20 protein-coding genes are annotated in these 18,402 nt (G+C 68.6%); 8 read left to right on the top strand and 12 right to left on the bottom strand.

Annotation, left to right across the window (positions count from 1 at the left end):
- Nucleotides 1-100 precede the first annotated feature (100 nt).
- From ACODR1_RS05470 to ACODR1_RS05460, 3 genes are read right to left on the bottom strand one after another with little or no spacing between them, the layout of a single operon-like run.
- Nucleotides 101-997: a bestrophin family protein gene (locus tag ACODR1_RS05470; RefSeq protein WP_488879539.1), complete on the bottom strand. Its 897-nt coding sequence runs from the start codon at nt 995-997 to the stop codon at nt 101-103.
- Between the two features lie 4 nt (nt 998-1,001).
- Complete coding sequence (locus tag ACODR1_RS05465) at nt 1,002-1,604, bottom strand: DUF3052 family protein (protein ID WP_488879538.1); 603 nt, start codon at nt 1,602-1,604, stop codon at nt 1,002-1,004.
- 3 nt (nt 1,605-1,607) lie between these two features.
- Nucleotides 1,608-2,411: a crotonase/enoyl-CoA hydratase family protein gene (locus tag ACODR1_RS05460; RefSeq protein WP_488879537.1), complete on the bottom strand. Its 804-nt coding sequence runs from the start codon at nt 2,409-2,411 to the stop codon at nt 1,608-1,610.
- A 232-nt stretch (nt 2,412-2,643) separates the two neighbouring features.
- Here ACODR1_RS05460 and ACODR1_RS05455 point away from each other — a divergent pair, with 232 nt between their 5' ends.
- The 3 genes from ACODR1_RS05455 to ACODR1_RS05445 all read left to right on the top strand — a co-directional run bounded on the left by ACODR1_RS05455 (nt 2,644) and on the right by ACODR1_RS05445 (nt 5,527).
- Nucleotides 2,644-3,006 (top strand): response regulator, encoded by a 363-nt coding sequence (locus tag ACODR1_RS05455; RefSeq protein WP_488879536.1) that lies wholly within the window; start codon nt 2,644-2,646, stop codon nt 3,004-3,006.
- Nucleotides 3,007-3,054: 48 nt separating this feature from the next.
- A complete protein-coding gene (locus tag ACODR1_RS05450; RefSeq protein WP_488879535.1) occupies nt 3,055-3,669 on the top strand; it encodes a pyridoxamine 5'-phosphate oxidase family protein in 615 nt (204 codons plus the stop codon).
- 226 nt (nt 3,670-3,895) lie between these two features.
- Nucleotides 3,896-5,527 carry a carboxylesterase/lipase family protein gene (locus tag ACODR1_RS05445; RefSeq protein ID WP_488879534.1) on the top strand — a complete coding sequence of 544 codons (1,632 nt, stop codon included), beginning with the start codon at nt 3,896-3,898 and terminating at the stop codon, nt 5,525-5,527.
- A 232-nt stretch (nt 5,528-5,759) separates the two neighbouring features.
- On the opposite strand, the gene ACODR1_RS05440 is transcribed toward ACODR1_RS05445, so the two are convergent.
- Both ACODR1_RS05440 and carA read right to left on the bottom strand, forming a co-directional pair.
- Nucleotides 5,760-6,164, bottom strand: a complete 405-nt coding sequence (locus ACODR1_RS05440) for a globin domain-containing protein (protein ID WP_488879533.1) — start codon at nt 6,162-6,164, stop codon at nt 5,760-5,762.
- Between the two features lie 137 nt (nt 6,165-6,301).
- On the bottom strand, nt 6,302-7,468 hold the full coding sequence (gene carA, locus ACODR1_RS05435) for a glutamine-hydrolyzing carbamoyl-phosphate synthase small subunit (RefSeq protein ID WP_488879532.1): 1,167 nt from the start codon (nt 7,466-7,468) through the stop codon (nt 6,302-6,304).
- 243 nt (nt 7,469-7,711) lie between these two features.
- Between carA and ACODR1_RS05430 the strand changes: the two genes are divergently transcribed.
- The 4 genes from ACODR1_RS05430 to ACODR1_RS05415 all read left to right on the top strand — a co-directional run bounded on the left by ACODR1_RS05430 (nt 7,712) and on the right by ACODR1_RS05415 (nt 9,949).
- The gene (locus tag ACODR1_RS05430) at nt 7,712-8,011 is read left to right on the top strand and encodes a DUF1272 domain-containing protein (protein ID WP_488879531.1); all 300 of its coding nucleotides are present in this window, start codon (nt 7,712-7,714) and stop codon (nt 8,009-8,011) included.
- A gap of 103 nt (nt 8,012-8,114) precedes the next feature.
- Nucleotides 8,115-8,273, top strand: coding sequence for a hypothetical protein (locus ACODR1_RS05425; protein ID WP_488879530.1), 159 nt, complete (start codon nt 8,115-8,117; stop codon nt 8,271-8,273).
- 81 nt (nt 8,274-8,354) lie between these two features.
- Nucleotides 8,355-9,221, top strand: a complete 867-nt coding sequence (locus ACODR1_RS05420) for a dienelactone hydrolase family protein (RefSeq protein WP_488879529.1) — start codon at nt 8,355-8,357, stop codon at nt 9,219-9,221.
- A 14-nt stretch (nt 9,222-9,235) separates the two neighbouring features.
- Entirely contained in the window at nt 9,236-9,949 is a 714-nt protein-coding gene (locus ACODR1_RS05415; RefSeq protein ID WP_488879528.1) for an HAD family hydrolase, read from the top strand.
- Between the two features lie 132 nt (nt 9,950-10,081).
- On the opposite strand, the gene ACODR1_RS05410 is transcribed toward ACODR1_RS05415, so the two are convergent.
- From ACODR1_RS05410 to ACODR1_RS05380, 7 genes are all read right to left on the bottom strand, one after another.
- Nucleotides 10,082-11,164: an acyltransferase family protein gene (locus ACODR1_RS05410; protein WP_488879527.1), complete on the bottom strand. Its 1,083-nt coding sequence runs from the start codon at nt 11,162-11,164 to the stop codon at nt 10,082-10,084.
- Between the two features lie 37 nt (nt 11,165-11,201).
- On the bottom strand, nt 11,202-11,570 hold the full coding sequence (locus tag ACODR1_RS05405; RefSeq protein WP_334348461.1) for a VanZ family protein: 369 nt from the start codon (nt 11,568-11,570) through the stop codon (nt 11,202-11,204).
- Between the two features lie 314 nt (nt 11,571-11,884).
- Nucleotides 11,885-13,462 (bottom strand): phosphoglycerate dehydrogenase, encoded by a 1,578-nt coding sequence (gene serA / locus ACODR1_RS05400; protein ID WP_488879526.1) that lies wholly within the window; start codon nt 13,460-13,462, stop codon nt 11,885-11,887.
- Nucleotides 13,463-13,520: 58 nt separating this feature from the next.
- Entirely contained in the window at nt 13,521-14,000 is a 480-nt protein-coding gene (locus ACODR1_RS05395) for a hypothetical protein (RefSeq protein WP_488879525.1), read from the bottom strand.
- A gap of 5 nt (nt 14,001-14,005) precedes the next feature.
- On the bottom strand, nt 14,006-15,181 hold the full coding sequence (locus ACODR1_RS05390) for a phosphoserine transaminase (RefSeq protein WP_488879524.1): 1,176 nt from the start codon (nt 15,179-15,181) through the stop codon (nt 14,006-14,008).
- Between the two features lie 147 nt (nt 15,182-15,328).
- Nucleotides 15,329-15,754, bottom strand: a complete 426-nt coding sequence (locus ACODR1_RS05385) for a hypothetical protein (protein ID WP_488879523.1) — start codon at nt 15,752-15,754, stop codon at nt 15,329-15,331.
- A gap of 60 nt (nt 15,755-15,814) precedes the next feature.
- Nucleotides 15,815-16,087: a hypothetical protein gene (locus tag ACODR1_RS05380; protein ID WP_338065469.1), complete on the bottom strand. Its 273-nt coding sequence runs from the start codon at nt 16,085-16,087 to the stop codon at nt 15,815-15,817.
- A gap of 236 nt (nt 16,088-16,323) precedes the next feature.
- On the opposite strand from ACODR1_RS05380, the gene ACODR1_RS05375 reads away from it, so the two are divergent.
- Nucleotides 16,324-18,210, top strand: coding sequence for an ATP-binding protein (locus tag ACODR1_RS05375; RefSeq protein ID WP_488879522.1), 1,887 nt, complete (start codon nt 16,324-16,326; stop codon nt 18,208-18,210).
- The last annotated feature ends 192 nt before the right edge of the window (nt 18,211-18,402 follow it).

Here is an 18,402-nt window from a genome sequence, read left to right as displayed (position 1 = left end):
ACGGGCCACCTCCCCCAGAGGGGGAGGATCTCGAGCGCCAAGATGCTCCCCCTCTGGGGGAGCTGTCGCGGAGCGACTGAGGGGGACCTCCCCCGGCGGCCTACGTCAGCCGATAGCCCTTGGCCTCAATCACCGGCGGCAAGTCTTCCCGCCCTAGCGAGAACAGCAGGTCGCGCTCGATCGTGCGGACGATGGCGTCCAGCGGCAGGTCGTTGTCCTCCAGGCCGAACGGGTCCTCCAACTGGTCGCCCAGGGCGTCGAGGCCAAAGAAGGTGTAGCCGATCAGCAGCACCAGGGCCGGCGTCCACCAGCCCAGCGCGTGGGCCAGGGCGAACGGCAGCAGCAGGCAGAAAACGTGCGCCGTGCGGTGCAGCATCAGCGAATAGGAGAAGGGCGACGGCGTGGCCTTGATCCGCTCGCACCCCGCCTGGACGTGGCTGAGCTCGGTCAGCCGGGCCTCCAGCACCGACAGGTGGATCGGGGTCACCGCGCCCTCTCCCTCCAGCCGGACGCAGTCGGCGCCGACGGCGGCCAGCGCCGCGTCGGTCGGATTGGGCGCGGCGGCTATGCCCGGAACCTCGCGCCAGCGCGTGATCGCCGCCCGCTCGTCCTGCCCCCGCAGTCGCGCCGCCAGCCCGCCGGCGAAGCCCGCCAGACCCAGCAGCAGCGGCTCGCGCTTCTCGGCCGGCAGGCCTTGGGTCTGCCGCGCGAAGCTGCGGGCGGCGATGATCAGGCCGCCCCAGAGCTTGCGCGCCTCCCACCAGCGGTCGTAGCAGGCGTTGTTCCGAAAGCTCATGAAGATCGACAGCGACAGGCCGATCAGGGTGAAGGGCAAGGCGTTCAGCCGCTCCAGCGCCGCCGGCCAGCGCTGGGCCGTCAGCACCGCGCCGATGGACACCAGCAGCAGCACCGCCAGCCTTCCTGCGATGCTGGGCAGGATCGAGCCGCGCAGGGCGAAGGCGATTTCGAAGAGGCCCGCGCGTCGCCCTACGATCATCGCCTCAGCCCTTGCGCCGCACGAACCGCAGGGCGGTGTGGGTCTTGGAGAAGGCGCAGACCTTGGTGTCGGAGAGGCCCACGCCTCGCGCGGCGGCCAGCACGTCGGTGTCCTTCAGCGGCGCGGTCTTGCCTTTCTGCGAGACGACCCAGATCGCCCCCTTCTCGGCCAGCGCGCCCTGCAGGTCCTCCAGGCGGTCCAGTTGTCCCAGGTCGTCGGCGGCCAGGAACAGCAGGTCGACGTCCTCGAAGTCCTCGCCGGTCCCCACCTCGGCGTCGACGCGGGTCGAAAGCTCTTCGAGGAAGTCCTCGTCGTCGACGCCGTCGACCACCACCCTCATGCCCGGCTTGACGCCCAGCTTGTCCAGCCGCGTGGGCGGGTTGAGAATGGCGTGCACCCACTTCTCCGCCTGGCCGGGATCGAGGCTGAAGCGCGTGCCGTCAGACAGGACGATGTCGTCGCCCTCGGCGCGGATGTCGCGCAGGGCGTGGCCCTGGTAGATGCCTCGCACAGCCCCGCGGAAGATCAGCTTGGGCGGCTCCCACAGAAGCTTGCCGTCGCTTTCACCGTCGCTGAGCTGGCCCCAGGCCCGCGCTTCCTTGCCCATGCCTCAGGCGCCCCGGAACGTGGGCTGGCGCTTTTCGAGAATGGCGTCGACGCCTTCCATGTGATCCTCGGTGTGGTGGGCGATGGCCTGAGCGGCGGCGCTCATCTCCATCAGGGTGTCGTAGCTCGCCGTCTGGCCGTGCTTGAGCAGACTCTTGGCCATGCGCAAGGCGTGAGGCGGCTGGGCCGCGATCCGTTCGGCCAGGGCCAGGGCCTCGCCCATCAGGTCGGCCGAGGGCACGGCACGGCTGATCAGGCCCCACTCGGCCGCCTTGGCCGCGTCGATGACGTCGCCGGTGAACAAGAGTTCGGCCGCACGGCTCATGCCCACGGTGCGCGGCATCAGCCAGGCGCCGCCGTCGCCGGGGATCAAGCCCAGCTTCAGGAACGTCACGCCGAACTTCGCCGTATCGGCGGCGATGCGGATGTCGGTCATGCAGGCCACGTCGCAGCCCAGGCCGATGGCCGCGCCGTTGACCGCCGCGATCGACGGGACCTCCAGGCCGTAGATGGCCCGCACGATGCGGTGGATGTTCTTGCGGTAGCCGTCGCGCACGGCCACGCCGTTGCCGCCGAAGGCGCCCTCGCGGGCTTTCATCGCCTTGACGTCGCCGCCCGCCGAGAAGGCCTTGCCGGCGCCGGTCAGGATCACGCAGCGGATCTCCTGGTCGTCGTTGATCGCCTCGCAGGCGGCCGCCACCTGGTCGCCGTCGCCGGGCGCGCCCAGGGCGTTCAGCGCCTCGGGACGGTTGAGGGTGAGGATGGCGACATGGCCGCGTTTCTCGGTCAGGACCAGCGGTTGGGTCATGGGTATGGGGCGCTCCTGCAATCTTGTTTTTCCCTTTGCATAGAGGCTTTCGGCCAGGGAGGGAAACGGCCTCGCCCCGCTCTCGCCTCGCGGGCGGCGCCATCACGCCGGCGTGACCATCCGTGCGTGCAGGAACACATTTCTGAGGATCGACGCGCGAAATCGATTGGCGAGAACTGAAAGTTCGGGTTGTAGTCTTGCAAGGGACGGCAGCGGATTGGCGTTAAGTGCAGTGAAACGGTCCCAAGGCCACGCGCTCATCATCGAGGACGAGATCCTCATCGCGCTCGAGGTCGAGGCCCTTCTGGCCGCCCAGGGCTATTCAAGCTTCGATATCGCCGACAGTCCGCAGGAAGCGCTGACCTGCGCCCTGGCCCGCGCGCCCGACCTGATCACCGCCGACTTCCGCATCATCGGCGGCACGGGACTGGAGGCGGTCGAGGCCATCGAGGCCAAGCTGGGGCGCATTCCGACGGTGTTCGTCACCGGCAACGCCAACCAGTTGGCCGACGCCCGCCGCACCATCGTCGACAAGCCGATCTCGCCCCGCCGCCTGGCCGAGGCCTGCCAGCAGGCCCTGGGCCGTCGGGCCTGACAGCCGCCGCCGGCCGCTGCTAGGCTCCCGGCGAACGGGAGACGACGCATGGCGACCATCGACACCCTGGAAGCGCTGGAGGCGATCTACAGCCCCACGCCGGTCGCGGCCTCCACCGCCAAGGTCAGCGACCGCCTGACGAGCGACTATCGCCGCCTGGTCGAGGCCTCGCCGTTCCTGGCCCTGGCCACGGTCGGCCCCGAAGGCCTGGACTGCAGCCCGCGCGGCGACGCCCATGGCCTGGTGACCATCGCCGACGACCGCACGCTGATCCTCCCCGACCGGCGCGGCAACAATCGCATCGACAGCCTGCGCAACATCGTCCGCGACCCGCGCGTGGCGCTGCTGTTCCTGATCCCCGGCTCGGGAACCACCTTCCGCGTCAACGGCCGCGCGGTGATCAGCACCGACGCCGACCTGCTGGCGAGCCTGGCGGTCGACGGCAAGGCGCCGCGCACGGCGCTGATCGTCACCATCGAGGAATGCTACTTCCAATGCGCCCGGGCGGTCATGCGCTCTGGGCTGTGGAACGCCAAGGCCCAGGTCGATCCCAAGAGCCTGCCCAGCGCCGGCGCCATGCTGGCGGCGATCACCGACGGCGAGGTCGGCGGGCCGGCCTATGACGAGGCCTGGCCCGCGCGGGCGGCCGCGTCGATGTGGTGATCCAACGGATGCTCCCCCCTGAAGGGGGAGCTGTCGCGAAGCGACTGAGGGGGAAGTGATTGCTGCGTTGGCGGAAGCACTGACCTCATCAGGGACTTCCCCCTCCGGCCCTTCGGGCCACCTCCCCCTTCAGGGGGGAGGATCGTTACGCAAAATGGATTGTCACCGGTGTCATGGTTCGTGCTAGCCATGGCGCAAGCTCGTCAGAAGCGCCGGAGGAAGACCCATGGATCGTCGCAGCCTGCTGCTGGCCGCCGGCGCGGCAGCCGCCGCCAGCGCCCTGCCCGCTCATGCCGCCAAGCCCTCCGCCATCGCCCGCTCGCCGATCGTGACCACGGCCGCCGGCAAGGTGCGGGGCGCGAGCACCGCCGATGGCGTGCACGTGTTCAAGGGCCTGCGCTACGGGGCCGACACCGGTGGGGCCAACCGCTTTTCTCCGCCGCGCAAGCCCCAGCCCTGGACCGGCGTCGCCGACGCCCTGGCCTACGGCGCGGCCTCGATGCAGACCGGCAGGGGCGAGGAAGGCGAGACCCTTTCGGAAGACTGCCTGTTCCTCAACGTCTGGACCCCGGCCTCCCCTAAAGGAAAAGGGGCCGGCAAGACGGGCCTGGCCGACGGCGGCAAGCGGCCGGTGATGTTCTACATCCACGGCGGCGCCTACAACGGCGGCTCGGGGGGCAGTCCCTGGTACGAAGGGAGCAAGCTGGCCAAGCGCGGCGACGTGGTGGTGGTCACCGTCAACCACCGCCTGAACGCCTTCGGCTATCTCTATCTGGCCCGCCTGTTCGACAACCCCAGCGTCGCCGACAGCGGCAATGTCGGCCAGCTCGACCTCGTCCTGGCCCTGCAATGGGTGCGCGACAACATCGAGGCCTTCGGCGGCGATCCCTCGCGGGTCATGCTGTTTGGCCAATCGGGCGGCGGGGCCAAGATCGCCACCCTGCTGGCCATGCCGGCCGCCAAGGGCCTCTTCCACCGCGCCGCCACCATGAGCGGCCAGCAGGTCACCGCCGGCGGCCCGTTCAACGCCACCAAGCGCGCCAGGCTGTTCCTGGAGAAGCTGGGGATCAACGACCTGGCGGCCTTGCGCGCCCTGCCCGCCGACCAGCTGCTGAACGGCCTGAAGGCGGTCGATCCGGTGGCCGGCTCGGGCGGAGTCTATATGGGCCCGGTGCTGGACGAGCGGTCGCTGACCCGCCACCCGTTCTTCCCCGACGCGGCGCCCCAAGGCCTCGACGTGCCGCTGATCTGCGGCAACACCCATGACGAGACCCGCGGCTTCGTCGGCTCCGACCCCAAGGTGTTCGACATGACCTGGGACCAGGTGGTCGAGAAGCTGCCGTCCCAGTTCAACGCCCGCATCGACATCGACCCGGCCACGGTCGTGGCGGCCTATCGCCGGATGTACCCGGCCTACTCGCCGTCGGACGTCTATTTCGCCGCCTCGACGGCGGGGCGCTCGTGGAAGGCGGCGATCCTGCAGGCCGAGGCCCGTGCGCCCACGCGGGCGCCGGCATGGGTCTATCAGCTCGACTGGAAGTCGCCCAAGGACGGCGGGATCTGGGGCGCGCCGCACACGCTGGACATCTGCCTGGTGTTCGGCACGCTGGACGCCAAGGGCGCGATCGTCGGGACCGACGCCCGCAGCCAGGCGATGTCCAACACCATGATGGACGCCTTCGTCGCCTTCGCCCACACCGGCGACCCCAACTGCCCGGCCGTTCCCAAATGGGAGCCCTATACCCTGCCCCGCCGCCAGACCCTGATCTTCGACGAGACCACCCGCATGGCCGACGACCCGCGCGGCGGCGAGCGCGAACTGTTCAACAAGGTGCCGTTCACGCAGTTCGGGACGTAGGGGTGCGAGCCCCCTCAGTCGCTCCGCGACAGCTCCCTACTCCTCCCCCGAGAAACGGGGGAGGTGGCGCGGCGCTATCAGCGCCGTGACGGAGGGGGCGACCGCAGGCACGGCGCCAAGTCTCGCCCCCTCCACCACTTCGTGGTCCCCCTCCCCCGCAAGCGGGTGAGGAGAAAAAGATCCTCCCCCTCTGGGGGGGGGGGGGGCCGAAGGGCCGGAGGGGGTCTGCGGCCTACGCCGCCACTTCGCCTTCCTCGTCTTCGTCCTCGTCGTCGAAGTCTTCCTCGTCCGGGCCCAGGGCCAGGTCGCGGAGGAGTTCGATCTGGTCGGCGACGTCGGCGGTGATCTCGTCGTCGACGCCTGCGGCTTCGAGGGCGGCGGCCAGGTGGCCGATGATCAGGTCGAGCTCGTCGTCCTCCAGGGCGTTGGCCCCGAACCAGACCTGGGCCAGTTCCAGGTCGCCCCGCGCCTCGCCGGTCTCGGGATCGAGGGCGCCGGCCACCACGGCGCGGGCGCCGGGCGCGATCTCGCCGCCGAACAGGCCCTTGAGCCGGTCGTCGCCCTGGGCGCGCTGGAAGAAGTCGTCGATCACCGACTGGGCGGCGGCCTCGCCGCCGACGCGTTCATAGGCGCTCATGCCGTCCTCGCGAGATTGGGAACGGCGAAAACGCTAACACGGGCCGCTCAATCGGTGCGTGAACCCTGGGCGATGGTTTCGTGACAGGTCCCGAAACGAAAAACGCCCCGCTTCTCAGCGGGGCGTCTTGGTCTTGTTTACTTCGCCTTGTCCATCAGGCCGGCGAAGCGCTCGAAGATATAGAGGCTGTCGGTCGGGCCCGGCGAGGCTTCCGGGTGGTGCTGCACGCTGAACACCGGCTTGTCCTTCAGGGCGATGCCGGCGTTGGTGCCGTCGAACAGCGAGACGTGGGTCTCCTGCACCGGCTCGGGCAGGCTTTCGCTGTCCACGGTGAAGCCGTGGTTCATCGACACGATCTCGACCTTGCCCGTGGTCAGGTCCTTGACCGGGTGGTTGGCGCCGTGGTGGCCCTGTTCCATCTTCACGGTCTTGGCGCCCAGGGCCAGGGCCAGCATCTGGTGGCCAAGGCAGATGCCGAACACCGGCTTGCCGCTGGCGACCAGCGTCTGAATGACGGGAACCGCATACTCCCCCGTCGCGGCCGGATCACCCGGGCCGTTGGACAGCAGAACGCCGTCCGGGTTGCGGGCCAGGATGTCCTCGGCCGAGGTGCTGGCCGGCACCACCGTGGCGCGGGCGCCGACGTGGGCCAAGGCGCGCAGGATGTTGCGCTTCACGCCGTAGTCGATGACGACCACTTCGTACTTGGGCTGCTCGAGCTTGGCGTAGCCGGCGGGCCACGACCACAGGCCCTCGTCCCAGGTGAAGGTCTGGGTGGTCGAGGCGTCCTTGGCGAGATCGAGGCCGACGACGCCCGACCAGTCGCGGGCCTTGGCCTTCAGGGCGTCGAGGTCGAACTTGCCCTCGGGCGAGTGGGCGATGACGCCGTGCGGCATGCCCGTCTCGCGGATCTTGCGGGTCAGGGCGCGAGTGTCGACGCCGGCCAGGCCGACGACGCCGCGGCGCTGCATCCAGCCGTCGAAGTCGCTATTGGCGCGCCAGTTGGCCGGATCGGTCGGGACGTCGCGGAAGATCGCGCCGCGGGCGGCCGTCTCGGCCACGCCGGTGACCTGCTCGACGTCTTCGGCGTTCGTGCCGACATTGCCGACGTGCGGGAAGGTGAAGGCCACGATCTGGGCCATGTAGGACGGGTCGGTCAGGATTTCCTGGTAACCGGTCATGGCGGTGTTGAAGCACACCTCGCCGACCGCGTCGCCGACCGCGCCGCAGCCAACGCCCTGCAGGACGGTGCCGTCGGCCAGGACCAGAACGCCGGTGACGCCGGGGAGAAGGTCTTGGGACATCTCGAGAAGCGCCTCCAGAACGCGTGGTTATTGTTGCAAAAAGGCGGGCCAGGGAGAACCCCGCCCGCCGCGCAAACGGCGGGGTGTTTAGGGGTCGTGGGCGGGGGGGTCAACCCCTCGGATCACGGCTTTTCGCCGCCCGCCCCACATTCCCGTGATCTCCCGACGCGCCCCCTCGCGCGGACGCCCCTCAAGCCCTTATGGTGCGAGGCTTCAACGCATAAGAACACGGGAGGACGGCCCTTGCTCGAACTGCGCCCCAACTGCGAGTGCTGCGACCGCGACCTGCCGCCCCACAGCGGCGAGGCCCGCATCTGCACCTTCGAATGCACCTTCTGCGCCGACTGTGCGGAAACCCGATTCCAAGGCGTCTGCCCCAATTGCGAGGGCGACCTGGTGGCCCGACCGATCCGACCTGACAGCAAGCTGCACCGCTTTCCCGCCTCGCTGCGGAGGGTCACCAAGGCCCACACGGCCTGCGCCAAGCCCCCGCCGCCCGTGGGCCCGGGCAGCGGTCGCGACGGCTGGAGTGTGACCCTTTAGGCGCACCCTGGATCAATCGGTCGCACGCCTGCATCCGTCGGCCGTTCATGCTCGTTAACTCGTCAGGCCCCACAAGCTTGGGCTTAAACGAGGAGATGGAATCATGACCGCCGCCGTCCACGATCGAGCCGCCCAGAAGCGCGCGCCGAAGATCGCCTGGACGCGCCTTCCCGGTCAGTCGCTGGCCGGCCAGGCGCTCGGCGTGATGCTGAGCGCGGGCGTGGTGATCAGCGGCGTTGTCTTCGTCGTCCTGACCTTCTGAACCTTATCGCGAGCCGCCGATTGCCTTCGGCGTCAGGTCGTGCACCGTGCGGGCGCCTCTGTTCAGCAAGGAGCCCGCGCGATGTGCGACGACGACATCCACCCCGGCCTGGTTCATGATCCCCGCGTCTCGCGCCGCGCCTTCGGCCTGATGACCGCCGCCGCCGGGGGCCTGGCCGCCGCCTCCGCCCGCGCCGACGACAAGGTCGTCGAGACCGACGTCACCATCAAGACGCCCGACGGCGAGGCCGACGCGGCCCTGTTCAAGCCCACCGGCAAGGGCAAGTGGCCCGCCGTGCTGATCTGGCCCGACGTCATGAGCCTGCGCCCGGTGTTCCGCGACATGGGCCGCCGCCTGGCCGCCGCCGGCTACGTGGTGCTGGTCCCCAACCTCTATTATCGCGTCAAGAAGGCCCCCGTGATCGACGGGACCTTCAACTTCGCCAACCCCGAAGACCGCGCCAAGATCACGCCTCTGCGCGCCACGGTCACGCCCGAGGGCACCGACCGCGACGCCCTGGCCTATGTGGCCTTCCTCGACGCCCAGAAGGAAACCGACAAGGGCCGCAAGATCGGCGTGCAGGGCTACTGCATGGGCGGGCCGCTGTCGTTCCGCACCGCCGCCGCCGCCCCGGGCCGCATCGCCGCCGTCGCCAGCTTCCACGGCGGGGGCCTGGTCACGGCCGACCCGACCAGCCCGCACCTGCTGATCCCCAAGACCCACGCCGAGTACCTGATCGAGGTCGCCGACAACGACGACAAGAAGGAACCCGACGTGAAGGACAAGCTGAAGGCCGCCTTTGCCGAGGCCAAGCGCCCGGCCAAGGTCGAGGTCTTCGAAGGCGCCGCCCACGGCTGGACGGTCAAGGGCAGCCAAGTCTACAACGAGGCCGCCGCCGAACAGGCCTGGACCAACCTGCTGGACCTCTACAAGCGCGCCCTGCGCTGATGTAGACGGACGGGATGAGCCTCATCACCACGGTCGGCGTCGACGCCGACGACACCCTCTGGCACTGCGAAACCCTGTTCCGCCTGACCCACAAGCGGTTCGTCGAGTTGCTGTCCGACTTCGGCGACGAGGAACGGATCAACAGCCAGCTGGCCGTGGCCGAGAAGCGCAACCTGCGGATCTATGGCTACGGCGCCAAGGGCTTCACCCTGTCGATGATCGAGACCGCGCTGGACCTGACGGACGGCGCGGTCTCCACCCGCGTGATCCGCGAGATCCTGGCGGTGGGCCGCGAGATGCTGACCGAGCCGGTCGAGCCCCTGCCGGGCGTCGAGAAGGCCCTGGCCGAGCTTTCCAAGCGCTACCGCCTGATCCTGATCACCAAGGGTGATCTGCTGCACCAGGAGCAGAAGCTGGCGGCCTCGGGGCTGGGCGACCTGTTCGCCGCGGTCGAGATCGTCTCGGAGAAGGACGCGGGCACCTACCGCCGGGTGTTCGAGCGCTACGGCACCGGCGCCGAGCAGGGCCTGATGGCCGGCAATTCAATGCGGTCCGACATCCTGCCGGCGCTGGAGGCCGGCGCCTGGGGCGCGCTGATCCCCTACCCGCTGGTCTGGGCCCACGAGGCGGCCGAGGCGCCGGTCGGGCATGAGCGCTATGTGGAACTGGCCTCGATCAGCGAGCTGCCGGCCTTCGTGGATCACGTGTCGAAATCCCTTCTCCCATAGGGAGAAGGTGGCGCGAAGCGCCGGATGAGGGGTTAGGGACCGAAGACGGCGTGCCGGCACGACGTCAGGCGCCTTCACCCCTCACCCTCCCAGGCTTCGCCTGGGCCCCTCCCTCTCCCCTCCGGGAGAGGGTCAGGACTTCTTCTTTCCCCACCCCGCGATCGCATCCCGCGCCGGCTTCTCGAAATACATCAGCGACGCATAACTCACGGGGATCAGCACCAGCCCCCAGAAGAGGCACCACAGGCGCATGACGTCGCCATCCAGGTGGAACATCCCCAGGCCCACCCAGTTCAGGGCGATCTTCAGCACGATCGGGTGGAGCATGTAGATCGAGTAGGAAAGCTGCCCCCAGGGCGCCAGCCAGCGCACCACGGGGCCGGGCTTCACGGGGGCGTTGTCGGCCGCCACGCCCAGCAGGCCGACGGCGTAGCAGACGAAGAGCAGCAGGTCGCGGTCCAGCTGCACGGCGCAGCCGACGATGAAGGCGATGCACGAAGCCAAGAACCACCAGCGCGCGCCCGGCAGGCGGCCCAGGGGGCCACGGATCTTGTAGGCGATCATGCCGACCAGGAAGCCGGGCGCGGCCCGGGCGATCCCGAAGTCGGCGGTCCACATGTGGAAAGGCTGCTGCGCTGGAATGGCGAACAGGGCCGCCAGGATCACCGCCGTGACCACGACCAGCCACGCCGTTCCCCGCATGGCCAGCCACAGCAGCAGCGGCAACACCAGGTACATCGCCCACTCGGCGCTGATCGACCAGCTGACGAAGTTGAAGGTCTGGGCCCGGCAGATGCCGAACGCCTGCAGGTTCAGGATGTTGGGCACGACGCAGGCCGGGTCGTAGCGGCTGGGGTCGCGGTCGTTGACCAGGCCCATGACCCCGGCGATGGCGATGACGACGAAGACGCCCAGCGTCAGCCAGTGCAGCGGCATCAGCCGCGCCACCCGCTTCTGCAGGAACCAGCGGAAGTCCGAGACCGTGCGGATCCGGCCCGTATAGACGGCGCTGATCACGTAGCCGGAGATCACGAAGAACAGGTCGACGAGCAGGCTGAAGCTCTTGACCGTGTCGTCCACCGCCTGCCAGCGGCCGTCGATATTGATGAACCGGTTGAAGTGGAAGACGACGATCAGCACCGCCCCCAGCGCCCGCAGGGCGTCCAGGTGCAGCATGTCGTCGGAATCGGTCTTGAGCGGCGGGAACTTCTTCACGCGCCAGTGGTGAGCGCGCCGCCGGAAACGGTCAAGCTCAGCCGGCCGGCAGCTTGCGGCGGATCGCGCCGACCAGGCTGTAGGCATAGGCCGCCGTCACGCCGCAGAAGTCGGCGACCAGATCACCCCACGACATGTCGCGGCCGGTGAAGTGCTGCACGATCTCGATCAGCCCGCCGAAGGCCACCAGAACCAGGCCGATCCGCCACAGCCGGCTCTTGGGCAGGGCCAGGCACCCCAGCACGGCCAGCACATAGAAGACGATGAAGTGCTTGGCCTTGTCCCATGGGATCAGGCCCACGCTGTCGTCGCCCGGCGTGATCGCCTTCCAGAACGCATAGGCGGCCGCCGCCGCGAAGACGGCGAAGGCTAGCCAGTTGATCTTGCGCTTGAAGCTGCGGGACATCGGGGCTCCTGGACGAGGCGAGCCCTGCCCTAGCCGCTCACCTGGGGCGTGAAAATGGCGGCGGGCGGTTGGCGGCCATTCTTGTCGCGCTCTGCACGGGAACTGCATCGGCGTGGCGCAACCGCACCCCCTTACCCGCCTCCCTCGCCCCCTGTGGCGAGGGTCCATGCCAGAAACAGCTCAGACCTCGACCGTTTCCGGCGAGGTCTGAGCGGCTGAACGATGGATCCTGGGCACAAGGCCCAGGAAGGCGATCGGGAGGCATGGATTGGACGGTGAATGGAAGTCTCCTTCCATCCACCACCAAGTCACCCTCAGAAGGTCAGCGCGCGGGCTTCCTTCACGTGCGGCAGGGCCTGGATCTTGGCCAGCAGCTCTTCGCTCGGGGCCTGGTCGACGCCCACGAGGGCGATGGCGTCTTCGTCAGCCGAGACACGGCCCAGGTTGAAGGTGGCGATGTTGACGCCCGCTTCGCCCAGCAGCATGCCCAGGGCGCCGATGAAGCCCGGCTTGTCGAGGTTGTTGATGTAGAGCATGGCCGGCGAGAAGCCCGCGTCCAGCTCCATGCCCTTGACCTCGATGACGCGCGGGGCGCCGGCGATCACCGTGCCGGCGAAGGCGCGCTTGCCCTTTTCGGTGGTGATGGTCACGCGCAGCAGCGAGTCGTAGGTCGGGCTCTTTTCCTGGCGGCTTTCCGAGACGGTGATACCGCGTTCCTTGGCCACGGCCGGGGCCGAAACCATGTTGATCTCGGCCAGCATCGGCTTGAGCACGCCGGCCAGAGCGGCCGAGGTCAGCGGCTTGACGTTGAGGTTGGAGACTTCGCCCTCGAAGGCGATGTCGATGGCCTTGATGCCGAAGTCGACCATCTGGCCGGCCAGGGCGCCGATCTTCTCGGCCAGGGCCACGAACGGCTTCAGCTTGGGGGCTTCCTCGGCGCTCACCGAGGGGCTGTTGAGCGCGTTGGTCACGGCGCCGGTCAGCAGGTAGTCGCTGACCTGCTCGGCGACCTGCAGGGCCACGTTCTCCTGGGCTTCCGAGGTCGAGGCGCCCAGGTGCGGGGTGGCCACCACCTTGTCCGACCCAAACAGCGGGTTTTCCTTGGCCGGTTCGGTGACGAACACGTCGAAGCCGGCGCCGGCCACGTGGCCTTCGTCCAGCAGCTTGCGCAGGGCCTCTTCGTCGACCAGGCCGCCGCGGGCGCAGTTGACGATCAGCACGCCCTTCTTGGTCTTGGCCAGGTTCTCGGCCGACAGGATGTTGCGGGTCTTGTCGGTCAGCGGGGTGTGCAGGGTGATGACGTCGGCGCGAGCCAGCAGTTCTTCCAGCTCGACCTTCTCGACGCCCATCTCGATGGCGCGCTCAGGCGAGAGGAAGGGGTCGTAGGCCACGACCTTCATCTTCAGGCCCAGGGCGCGGTCGGCGACGATGCCGCCGATGTTGCCGGCGCCGATCAGGCCCAGGGTCTTGGCGTAGAGCTCCACGCCCATGAAGCGGTTCTTTTCCCACTTGCCGGCTTGCGTGGAGGCGTCGGCGGCCGGGATCTGGCGGGCCAGGGCGAACATCATGGCGATGGCGTGCTCGGCCGTGGTGATCGAGTTGCCGAACGGGGTGTTCATCACCACGATGCCCTTGGCCGTGGCGGCCGGGATGTCGACGTTGTCGACGCCGATGCCGGCGCGGGCGATGACCTGCAGCTTGTCGGCGGCGGCGATCACGTCCTTGTCGAGCTTGGCGCCCGAGCGGATGGCGATGCCGTCATAGTCGCCGATGACGGCGATCAGTTCGTCCTTCGACAGGCCGACCTTGATGTCGAAGTCGAGGCCGCGGTTCTTGAAGATGTCGACGGCGGCGGGAGAAAGCTTGTCGGCGATGAGGACGCGAGGAGCCATGGTCGGTGTTCCTTGTCGGCGGTCGGGCCGCGATGTGTCTTTGGGTCGAAAGCCGCGCTCAGCGAAGCCAGCGCAGCATGTGCGGGAAGGGAGCGACCCCGCGCTCGGCCGCCAGTCGCGGCTCGAGGGCAAGGCCATAGAACTGAAGCAGAGGCACGCCGATGGCGCCCCCGGACGTGAAGGTCTCGACCAGCCACCCGGCGTCGCCCTTGTAGCCTTCCGGATGGAAGACCACGCCGGGGTCGAGCTGCAGGTGGGTGAGCGCGGCCCAGGACCACGCCAGGGTAGCCATCTCCTCGCCGTCGGAGGGTTCGAGCCGTTCGGCCTTGCGGCCTTCCGGTTCGGTGACGGCGATGTGGCCGGCCTCGTGCAGGATGTCGCCGGGGTGGGCCAGGCGCTGCTCGTCGATCACCAGCCCCCCGAAGCGGATGTCCACTCCGGGAAGGAAGGTGTCGTCGGGCAGCTCGCCCGCCGTGACGTCGATGCCGATGCCGATGACGAAGTCGGCCAGGCGCTGCGTCAGGGGATCGGCGAACACCGGCTTCAGGCCGCCTGGAGCGTGGCCGCCTTGGTCTCGGCGAAGGCCCAGTCGAGCCACGGCGTCAGGGCCTCGAGGTCCGAGGCCTCAACCGTGGCGCCGCACCAGATGCGCAGGCCGGCCGGGGCGTCGCGATAGCCGCCGATGTCGAGGGCCGCGCCCTCCTTCTCGAGCAGGCTGGCCAGCTTCTTGGCGAAGTCGGCCTGGGCGTCGGCCGGCAGGGCGGCGATCTGGGCGTCCACCACCTTCAGGCACACCGAGGTGTTGGAGCGGATTTCCGGCGAGGCGGCCAGGAAGTCGACCCAGTCGGTCTTCTCGACCCAGTCGGCCAGGACCTTGAGGTTCTGGTCGGCGCGGCCCTGCATGGCCTGCAGGCCGCCGATCGAGGCGCCCCATTGCAGGGCGTCCAGGGCGTCTTCCACGCACAGCATCGACGGGGTGTTGATCGTCGCGCCCTCGAACAGGTCGAGCGTGACCTTGCCGTTCTTGGTCATGCGGAACAGCTTCGGCATCGGCCAGGCCGGGACGTAGCTTTCCAGGCGGGCCACGGCGCGCGGCGACAGGATCAGGATCCCGTGCGCGCCCTCGCCGCCCAGCGCCTTCTGCCAGGAGAAGGTCACGACATCGAGCTTGGTCCAGTCCAGGTCCTGGGCGAAGGCGGCGCTGGTGGCGTCGCAGATGGTGATGCCTTCACGGTCGGCCGAGATGAAGTCGGCGTTGGGCACGCGCACGCCCGAGGTCGTGCCGTTCCAGGTGAAGACGAGGTCCTTGGCCGGATCGACCTTGGCGGTGTCGGGCAGCTCGCCGTACGGGGCGCTCAGCACCTCGACGTCCGGCAGCTTCAGTTGCTTGGTGACGTCCGTGACCCAGTCCTTGCCGAAGGACTCGAAGGCCATCAGTTGCACGGGGCGGGCGCCCAGCATCGACCACATCGCCATCTCGACGGCGCCGGTGTCCGAACCGGGGACGATGCCGATCAGGAACTCGGCCGGCACTTCCAGCACGTCGCGCGTCTGGTCGATGGCGGCCTTCAGGCGCGCCTTGCCCAGCTTGGAGCGGTGCGAACGGCCAAGGACCGCGTTCCTCAGATTTTCGGGGGTCCAGCCGGGACGCTTGGCGCAGGGGCCGGAAGAGAACTCGGGGCGAGCCGGACGGATTGCCGGCTTGGCGAGGGTAGTCATATCGATGTCTCCCATCCTTACAGATGGACTGCGCCCCGTTGGGGGGGCGTGGCCCGCCGGCGAAAAACCGCGTTTTCGCTCGGAAGGCAAGACCGAAATTTTGAAAATTTATTCCAAGAGCCGCGACGGATCGTCCGGCCAGGGCAATTATTTTGCGGCGCGGGCGTTGCGACGCCAGGCCAGCAGCGTCCCCACCAGCACCGCCAGCAGGACGCCGATGGTGTTGATGTTGTTGACGCTTCTGTAGAGGTAGTCGTGCGGTTTCTCGACCACGAGATAGTAGGCGTGCAGGCTGAACTGCACCGCCTGCAGGATCATCGCCACGCCCAGCCACTGGCTGACGAAACGCATGGCCAGCATCAGGAAGGCCACGGCCAAGGCCGCGTCGATGACCAGCAGCACGACGGCCTGCAGGCCTTCCGGCAACAGCTTGTGGGTGACCATCACGGCCAGCGCGCCGAGCAGCACGGCCAGGGATCCCATGCGTTCGGGACGACTTCCCTTCAGCCATGCGAAGGCCACCAGCGAGACGATCGCAATCCAGATCGCGGCGGAGATGGCGCTAGCAAGCATGCGAAAGGCCCCTAACGCAAATTAGGGGCCCTGCTAAGTTAAAGTCTTGCAACTTTGCCGTCAGGCGACAGTGCGAAGACCTTCGGACTGACCGGTCGTGCCACCGAGGTCGCCCGACTTGTCTTCCACGCCCGCCAGCTTCGTGCGGATGCCCATGCGCAGCTTCACTTCGTTCAGCTGACCATGCATGTCGACCATGGCGCTGCGGGCTTCTCCCAGCGCGGCCAGGGCCTCGACCAGCTTGGCGCTGGCCTTGTCGCCGACGACCGCCGACAGGCCGAGGTCCTTACGGGCCTTCAGCATGTCCGCCATCAGTTCGGCGGCTTCCATCATCGCCGTATCAACGGCGTTCTCGGTCGCGAAAAGCTTATTGGCGACACGTTGAGCTACGAAAACTTTTTCCACACCCGACTCCTCCAGAGAACCGAGTGAATAGGTAAACGAATCATTAACGCGGCCGCAATCGAAAATGCGCCCTAGCGTTGTTTTGTCGCGACTGCACCTGGGACTGGAAGCGAGTCGTTAGGAACCTTGCGGCAAAATGGCCATGTTTGACCTGTGGAAGGGCCATGGACGACACGCGCCGCAATTCGGAAGCCGCTGCTCACGCGCCCTTGCAGGCGCGAATCGCCGGCGTGGCGCTGGGCACCACGGTCGCAGCGCTCACCGCCGCGTGCCTGTGCTTCATGCTCCAGCAATGGAGCGTCGCGCGGCAGGAAGCGCGCGAGAACCACCGCGTCCTGGCCGAGATGGTCGCCGCCGGCGCCGCTCCTTCCCTGGCCGACCACAACGCCGTCGGCGCCAGCCGCGCCCTCGACGCCGTCATCCGCGCCCCGCACGTGGCCGGCGCGCGCCTCACCGATCTTTCCGGCCAGACCGTCGCGCGCATCGGCGTCGACAACGAGGCCAATGTCGAAACCCTGACCCGCCCCGTGGTGCTGCAGGGCCGCAAGGTCGGCGAACTGGCCCTGGTGGCCCGCCAGCCCAGCCTGGTCGAGATCCTGGCCCGCGACCTGGCCTTGACCGGCGCCCTGTTCTTCGGCGCGGCGGGCCTGGCCATCCTCCTGGCCAACAGCCTGGCCCGGCGCATGACCAAGCCGATGCAGCGCCTGTCGGACGCCATGCACGACATGGCCCAGGGCGGCCGCTACAGCCCCGTGCAGCAGGCCAGCGACGACGACGTCTTCCACAGCCTGACCGACAGCTTCAACCACCTGGTCTCGCGCCTGGAAGCCAATGACCACGACCTGCGCTCGGCCATGGGCGAACTGGTCAAGGCCCGCGACGACGCCAATGCCGCCAACGTGCTGAAGTCGCACTTCCTGGCCAATATGAGCCACGAGATCCGCACGCCGCTGAACGGCGTGCTAGCCATGACCGAAGTGATGGCCATGGACGACCTGTCGGCCAAGCAACGCGAGCGCCTGTCGGTGATCCGCGAGTCCGGCGGCCTCTTGCTGGCCGTGCTGAACGACGTGCTCGACCTGTCGAAGATCGAGGCCGGCCGCCTGGAGCTGGTCGAGCGCGACTTCGACCTTTCCACCCTCGCCGCCTCGCTGCGCGAGACCTTCGTCGGCCAGGCCCGCGACAAGGGCCTGGAATTCGGCGTCATGGTCGCCCCCGAGGCCCTGGGCGGCTGGCATGGCGACGCCGACCGCCTGCGCCAGATCCTGACCAACCTGGTCTCGAACGCCCTGAAGTTCACGCTGGAAGGCGCGGTCTCGGTGCGCTTCGCCTCGGCCGAGGATGGCTCGGGCCTGCGCATCGACGTCACCGACACCGGCATCGGCATCGCCGCCGACATCGTGCCGCGCCTGTTCGACAAGTTCGTCCAGGCCGACAGTTCGACCACCCGCCGCTTCGGCGGCTCGGGCCTTGGCCTGTCGATCTGCCGCGAACTGGCCGCCGTCATGGGCGGGGGCATCCACGTCCAGAGCCGTGAGGGCCAGGGCTCGACCTTCACCGTCGTCGTCGCCATGCCGCGCGGCAAGGGCGAGATCCAGGCCCCCGCGCCGGTCGCCGTCGAGCCCGTCGACGAGAGCGCCCCGCGCCGCCTGCGCGTACTGGCCGCCGACGACAACCTGACCAACCAGAAGGTCATCGCCGCCGTGCTCGCGCCCCTGGGCGCCGAGGTGGCCCTGGTCGCCGACGGCGCGGCCTGCGTCGAGGCCTGGCGCGCTGGCGGGCACGACGTGATCCTGATGGACATCCACATGCCGGTGATGGACGGCGTCGAGGCCGCCCGCACCATCCGCTCGCTGGAGAAGGCCGAGGGCCGTCCCCGCACCCCGATCGTGGCGGTCACCGCCAACGCCCTGGTCCACCAGGTCGAGGGCTATCTGGCCGCGGGCATGGACGGCCACGTGGCCAAGCCGATCGAGGTCACCAAGCTCTACACCGCCATCGAGGACGCCGTGGCCGCCGCCGCGCGCCTGAGCGCGGCCGAGGCGGCCTGACCGCCGCGCGCGGCCCTCGCCCTTCGACAAGCTCAGGGTGAGGACCAGATGCAGGCAGGGCGACAGAGAAGCCTCTTCCTGAGCCTGTCGAAGGACGAGGCTTCCGCTCCTGCGGCGCTCGCTCCGCGACATGACGACGACTTCAGGTAGATGAACTCAACATAACGACGGGCTCAGAACCGCTTCAGGCGG

The sequence above is a fragment of the Caulobacter sp. FG7 genome (genome assembly GCF_057808875.1).
The sequence above is the reverse complement of the archived record's forward strand: the minus strand, read 5'-3'. Positions and strand labels throughout refer to the sequence as shown.